The 6115-nt window shown below is 67.9% G+C and carries 6 protein-coding genes and 2 riboswitches; all 6 genes read right to left on the bottom strand.

What is annotated here, in order from left to right; genetic code table 11:
* Window positions 1-742, bottom strand: a 742-nt coding sequence (locus FVW27_RS05980; RefSeq protein WP_167123579.1) for a thiazole synthase, incomplete at its 3' end; no start/stop codon positions are given.
* On the bottom strand, window positions 742-942 hold the full coding sequence (gene thiS / locus FVW27_RS05975) for a sulfur carrier protein ThiS (RefSeq protein WP_043608334.1): 201 nt from the start codon (window positions 940-942) through the stop codon (window positions 742-744). The genes thiS and FVW27_RS05980, both read right to left, overlap by 1 nt.
* 74 nt (window positions 943-1016) lie before the next feature.
* Window positions 1017-1122, bottom strand: a riboswitch (TPP riboswitch).
* Window positions 1123-1217: 95 nt separating this feature from the next.
* Window positions 1218-1321: riboswitch (TPP riboswitch) on the bottom strand.
* 53 nt (window positions 1322-1374) lie between these two features.
* Window positions 1375-2679, bottom strand: coding sequence for an ABC transporter ATP-binding protein (locus FVW27_RS05970; RefSeq protein ID WP_167123577.1), 1305 nt, complete (start codon window positions 2677-2679; stop codon window positions 1375-1377).
* A 3-nt stretch (window positions 2680-2682) separates the two neighbouring features.
* Window positions 2683-4413, bottom strand: coding sequence for an ABC transporter permease (locus FVW27_RS05965; protein WP_167123575.1), 1731 nt, complete (start codon window positions 4411-4413; stop codon window positions 2683-2685).
* Between the two features lie 295 nt (window positions 4414-4708).
* Entirely contained in the window at window positions 4709-5125 is a 417-nt protein-coding gene (locus FVW27_RS05960; protein WP_167123573.1) for a universal stress protein, read from the bottom strand.
* 485 nt (window positions 5126-5610) lie between these two features.
* Window positions 5611-6115 (bottom strand): DMT family transporter (locus tag FVW27_RS05955; RefSeq protein WP_167123571.1); only part of this gene is annotated, 505 nt, incomplete at its 5' end.

Raw genomic sequence — 6115 nt, 5'->3', positions numbered from 1 at the left:
GGGCCACCGGCCCCGCGCCCGAAAGGTATGCCGCGCGCCCGGCGCGTACCGCCTCTCCAAAGGCGCGGGCCATGGCCACCGGGTTGCCCGCCGTGGCGATGGCCGTGTTCACCAGGCACGCGGCAGCGCCCATCTCCATGGCCTCGCAGGCCTGCGAGGGCTTGCCGATGCCCGCGTCCACGATGACCGGCAGGTCGATTTCCTCGATGAGCACGCCGATCATCTCCGCCGTGCGCAGTCCCCGGTTGGTGCCGATGGGGGCGCCCAACGGCATGACGGCGGCAGCCCCGGCGTTGACCAGGTCGCGCGCAACGTACAGGTCGGGGTTCATGTACGGCAGCACCACGAAGCCCTCCTTGGCCAGCGTTTCCGTGGCGCGGGCCGTGGCATAGCCGTCCGGCAGCAGGAAGCGGCTGTCGGAAATGACCTCGATCTTGATCCAGTTGCCGCACCCGGCGGCCTGCGCCAGCCGGGCGATGCGGACGGCCTCTTCGGCCGTCCGCGCGCCGGAGGTGTTCGGCAGCAGCCGCATGTGCGGCGGAATGTGGGCCAGCACGTTGGACCTGGGGTTGGCCAGGTCCACGCGCCGCAGCGCCACGGTGATGACCTGGGAGCCCGAGGCCCCGGCCACGTCAGGGATGAGGGAGTCGGTGCCGTACTTGCCGGTGCCGATGAAGAGGCGGCTTGTCAGAGCCGTCCCTCCGATCACCAGCGTGTCTTTGTCGTGTGTGTCGTGCGTCACTAGCCCCCTCCCACGAAGTGCAGTAGTTCGAGTTCGTCTCCCTGATCGAGCCGGGTGGCCCCGTACTCCCCGGACTTCACGATGGCGCGGTTGCGCTCGACCACCACGGCTTCGGGCCGCAGGGCCATCCGCTCCAGCAACTGGAGCAGCGTCGTGCCGGTTTCGCATTCCATCTGCTGTCCGTTCACGCGTATCGTCATTGCCGTAATCTCCGCTGCCGCGACGTTCGAGAAAGCGAAGGGAACCTGCCAATGGCAAGCTCCCCTTTTGGTGCCCGAAGGCGAGGAAGCTTCCCTACGGCAGGATGACCTGCATCAGGTTCTCGGGGTCGGAAGACTGCCCTTCCCTCTCAGCCCCTACGGGCTCCCCCAGCTTCGCGTTATGGCGCGCCCGCCGTGCGACCCGCCCTGCCATCTTGCGGCGGGCGAACAAAAAACGCCCGTCGCAGGGTGGACGGGCGTTTCCGGCATTTCGGGCGCGGTACGCTCAGCTTCCCTACGGCAGTGTGAACTGCTTCAGGTTCAGAGGGTCTGGAGGCGTGCTCCACTCTCAGCCCTACGGGCTCCCCTAGCTGAATGGGTGATCAATACCCCCCGAGCGGGGGTATGTAAAGCGCTAATCGGCGACAGCCGTCATTCCAGATGCACGCCGCCTTCCGGCTCCAGCAGGATGACCTCGCTGTTGTCGTCGTAGGACAGGATTTCGGCGTAGCGGCCCCAGTTGATCATGGTTTCCACCTGGCGGGCCGCCTCGGCACGGGGAAATTCCAGCGAAAGGGCCGTTTCCGCCACTTCGAACTTGATCTGGCGATTGCCGCTGGCCCGCAGCAGGTCCAACAGCCAGACCACCAGCGGCAGGCGGCGCAGGCGCGAGCCGAAGATTTCCTTGCGGGCCAGGATGGAGGCCTCGGCAAAGGTTTCGCCCAGCGGCGTCAACTGGATGTCGCCAGCGCGGATGGTGACGAAGCCCAGCAGTTCCGCCGCCTCGATAACCTTCAGCAGGTAGTCGGACGAGACGTGCAGTTCCTCGGTCAGGCGGTAGATGTCCGCGCCGTGGGCGGGCTGGTCGGCCATGCGTTCCAGAAGGCCGGTGATCTCGTTGATGGTCAGGTCCGGCAGGCGACGGGTGTGGCCGGGCTGGCCGGGGGCGGTGCCCAACTCCTCGTCCTCGGTCAGGGTCTGACCCGCCAGCAGGGCGTACACTCGGTCCACGAAGGCCAGGTACTCCGGCGACTTGCGCTGGCGCGGGTGGGGCAGATCCACGGGCATCACGCGCACGATGTGGCCGGGGTCCTTGTCCATGATCACGATGCGGTCGGCCATGAACACCGCCTCGTCGATGTTGTGCGACACCATCAGGATGGCCCGGGTGGGAATCTTGCCGCTGGTCCACAGTTCCAGCAGTTCGCCGCGCAACGTTTCCGCCGACAGCACGTCCAGCGCGGAAAACGGCTCGTCCAGGCACAGCAGTTCCGGCTCCACGGCCATGGCCCGGGCAAAGCCCACCTTCTGGCGCATGCCGCCGGAAAGTTCGCGCGGGTAGGCGTTGTCAAAGCCTGCCAGCCCCACGCGGTCCAGCAGGTCCAGGGCGCGCCGGGCGCGCACGCGCGGGGGCACGCCGCGCGCCTTCAACACCACTTCCACGTTTTCCTGCACGGTCAGCCACGGAAACAGGGCAAAGGTCTGGAACACGATGGTGGCATGGGGGTTCACCCCCTCCAGCCGCCCGCCCCGGTACAGCACCTCGCCTTCCGTGGGGGCGATGAGGCCGGTGATCATGCGCAGCAGGGTGGACTTGCCGCAGCCGGACGGTCCCAGCAGCGCCACGAATTCGCCCTCGGCGATTTCCAGGTTGACGCCGGACACGGCGGTGAAGCGGCGTGCGCCGCTGCCGTACGCCTTGCCAAGGCTGCGCAGGGTAACGAGAGGTGCGTGCATGCCCTACTCCATGCGAAAACGTTCTTCGGCCAGACGGTACAGGCGCCGCCACACCAATCGATTGAAGCCCACCACGGTCACGATCATGCTCAGCGTGCCCGCGAACAGCAGGGGAAAGTCGCCTTCCGCCGTGGCCCGGGCAATGATGGCTCCGATGCCCGTGGCGCTGAGCGTCCGCCCTCCGAACGACACGTACTCGGAAACGATGCTGGCGTTCCACGCCCCGCCGCTGGCCGTGATGGCCCCGGTGACGATGTACGGGAACAGCGCGGGCAGGATCAGGGTGCGCCACTGCTGCGCGCGCGAAAGGCCTATGAGCGCGGCGGTGTCCTTGAGGTCGCGCGGGATGGACGATGCCCCGGCAATGATGTTGAACAGCAGGTACCACTGGGTGCCCAGCAGCATCAGCAGCACCGCCGCCGCGTTCAGGCCGTGGGTCACGTCCACCAGCACCATCAGGAACACCGGGAACAGCGCCGTGGCCGGGATGGACGCGGCGATCTGGACGACAGGTTGCAGCACCCTGGCGAGGCGGGCATTGGTGCCGATGAGCACGCCCACCGGCAGGGTCCAGGCCAGGGCCACGGTCATGGCCGCCATGACCCGCAAAAAGGTGGCGGCAATGCCGATGACGATGTCGCTCCAGCTTTCCGGAGCCACCTTGAGCAGCAGGCCGCTGCCCTTCCACAGTCCGAAGGCCACGCAGCCGAACAGCAGCACCCCGAGCAGGCGGCCCGCCCACGGATCATGGCGAGCCACGTCCATGCTCTCGCCGGACGGGGGAAAACGGCGGATCAGCCAGGCGTCCACGGCCTCTGCCGCCGGGGCCAGCGCCCGCTCCAGCACCGCGCGCACCGGGGCCATGCGGCGCGTAGCCTGCAACAGATCGAGAAACCACGATTCGGGCTGTTCATCCTCGGCCACCATGGTCAGCTTGAAGCGCTCGCCCCAGGCCAGCAAGGGCCGCCACACCAGTTGGTCCAGCGTGACGATGACCACCATCATGGTGCCAAGCCCCATCAGGATGGCGATGGTGTCTTCACGGGCGGCAGCCTCCTGAAGGTAGGAGCCAAGGCCCGGCAGGCGGAAGTCGCGGCTGCCCACGGTGAACATTTCCGCCGCCATGAGAAAGAACCAGCCGCCCGCCCAACTCATGATGCTGTTCCACAGCAGGCTTACCCCGGCAAAGGGCAGGTCCAGGGTGCGAAAGCGCTGCCACGCACCCATGCGGTAGCCCGCCACGGCCTCGCGCAGGTCGCCGGGCAGGGTGGTCTGGGCCTGGTACCAGGCAAAGGTGATGTTCCAGGCCTGGCTGGTGAAGATGAGCACCACGGATGCCGCCTCCACCGCCACGGCCTGGGGCAGCACGGCGGAAAGGCTCAGCAGCACCACGGGCAGGAAGGACAGGATGGGTACGCTTTGCAGGATGTCCAGCACGGCCAGCAGCACCGGCCCGGCCCGGCGCGAACGCGCGGCCAGCGTGCCGTAGCCCAGCGAAAAGAGCATGGAGAGCAGGTAGGCCATGAACATGCGCCCCACCGAGTACGCGGCGTAGCGCGGCAGCATGCCCGGGGCGAGGGAGATGTCCGGCCCTGCCGCGGCATGGCGATGCGCGAGGGCAAACCAGATGCCCAGGCCAAGTACCCCGGCCACGAACAGCAGCCCGAACACGTCCAGCCAGCGGGTGGGTTCTTCCTGCCGGGTCGCGGAGACGAAAATGCGTTGCTGGGCCATGCGCCCTACCCTTGCTGCGGTGTTTTCGGGGCCACGGCGCACGGCCCCACTGCGCGGGTACGCCCCGCAGGCGGTTTTTGCAAGCGTTGATGCGGGCATGCCGCCGCAGTCCGGTACCATGCCCGCGAAATGCCACGATATGGCGACGGAACGGCGACGGCGGAATGGCGGGATGGCGGGATCCGTCGGCGTCAAACCCCCGGCCCGGCGCCCCTCTTGTTGCCACCGAACGCAAACGGGGCGCGGTGGAACCCGCGCCCCGCGACAAAGCGGAAACGGCAACCGGGGCTGCGCGTCAGCGCACCACCAGCACCGAGCAGGCGGCGTGCGACACCACCTTGGAGGCAACGCTGCCCAGCAGGAACTTTTCAAGCCCCGTGCGGCCACGGCTGCCGGTGACGATCAGGTTCACGCCTTCCTTCTTCGCCAGTTCGATGATGTTGTCGGCGGGCGAGCTGCCGCCTTCAAGCACCGGGCGCAGGGCAACGCCCTTGGACTTGGCGACTTCGGCTGCCTTTTCCAGCGCCTTGGCGGCCATGGCCTTGTAGTGGGCGGAAAGATCGACGGGAACGGCGATCTCGCCCATGTCCAGGGGCTGTTCGGCCACGGCAAGGGCGATCAGTTCCGCGCCGCCCTTCTGGGCAAGCTCCACCGCCTTGGCCAGGGCCTTTTCGGAAAACTGCGACGAATCGACGGCAACGAGAATCTTCATGGCTCCTCCTTTCCGGTATTCCGGCGTTCCGGGCAAAGCGGGCCGCACCCCAGCGGGCGGCGCGCGTGGCAGCGGAGGAAGCGTCCGTGAGGCGTCAGGCGTGAGGGGTGTCGGCGGGCATGGCCTGAGGCCACCGGCCAACATCGTGACTGTGGGAACAAGCGCGGACGCGAGGAAAAGTAAACACTCTCCCTCACTCTTCGTATATGACGTGATGCCGCCAGCGGCAATAAATTTCGCGTCGCGTCCCCTTCTTTCCTCAAAAGATCGGCGCACGCCAGCGCCGACCTGCAACGGACCGACAGCGGCGCCATGCCCCGCCGTGACATGCGATCACGCCGAGGGCACGCCCATCGGCAGTTGGCGCGGCGAAGCGAAGTATCCAGCCCCGGGGGTGGGCGGGCCGCATCCTTCGCCGTTCGCCGCGTCATCATCATATCTGGGCTGCGTCGGCACGGCACAGGGCTGTGCCCCCCCCCACCGGATCAGCGCCGCGTCACGCACCAGATGCCGCACAGCACGCAGGCCACCCCGGCCAGATGCGCCCAGCCCACCGGCTCGCCCAACAGCAGCGCGGAAAAGCCCAGCGCGCTCACCGGCAGCACGGCGGTGAAGGCCCCCGCCGTTCCGGCGTTCACCCGGGCAACGCCCCGGAACCAGAAGATGTACGCAGCCACGGTGATCACCGCGCCGTAGTAGCCCACCAGCAGCCAGCCGGTGACGTCCAGTTCCGCCACGCGGTGCGCCTGTGGCAGGGCCAGCGGCAGAAACTGCACAGCACCGAACAGGGTGCACGCCGTGGACGCGGCCAGCGGCGACACGGGCGTGCGCAGGGTACGCCCCAGCAGCAGGAACAGCGTCTCGCAGCACACCGCGCCCAGCACCAGCAAAAGGCCGACGCCGTCAACACCTGATGCCGGGAGGGAATGCGGGGCATCGCCGCTCGCCGCGCCGGGAACGGGCGCCAGCCGCAGCACCAGCACCCCGGCC

Origin of the sequence: Nitratidesulfovibrio liaohensis (assembly GCF_011682075.1) — a bacterium.
In the GTDB taxonomy this organism is placed as follows: Bacteria; Desulfobacterota; Desulfovibrionia; order Desulfovibrionales; family Desulfovibrionaceae; genus Cupidesulfovibrio; species Cupidesulfovibrio liaohensis.
The sequence above is the reverse complement of the archived record's forward strand: the minus strand, read 5'-3'. Positions and strand labels throughout refer to the sequence as shown.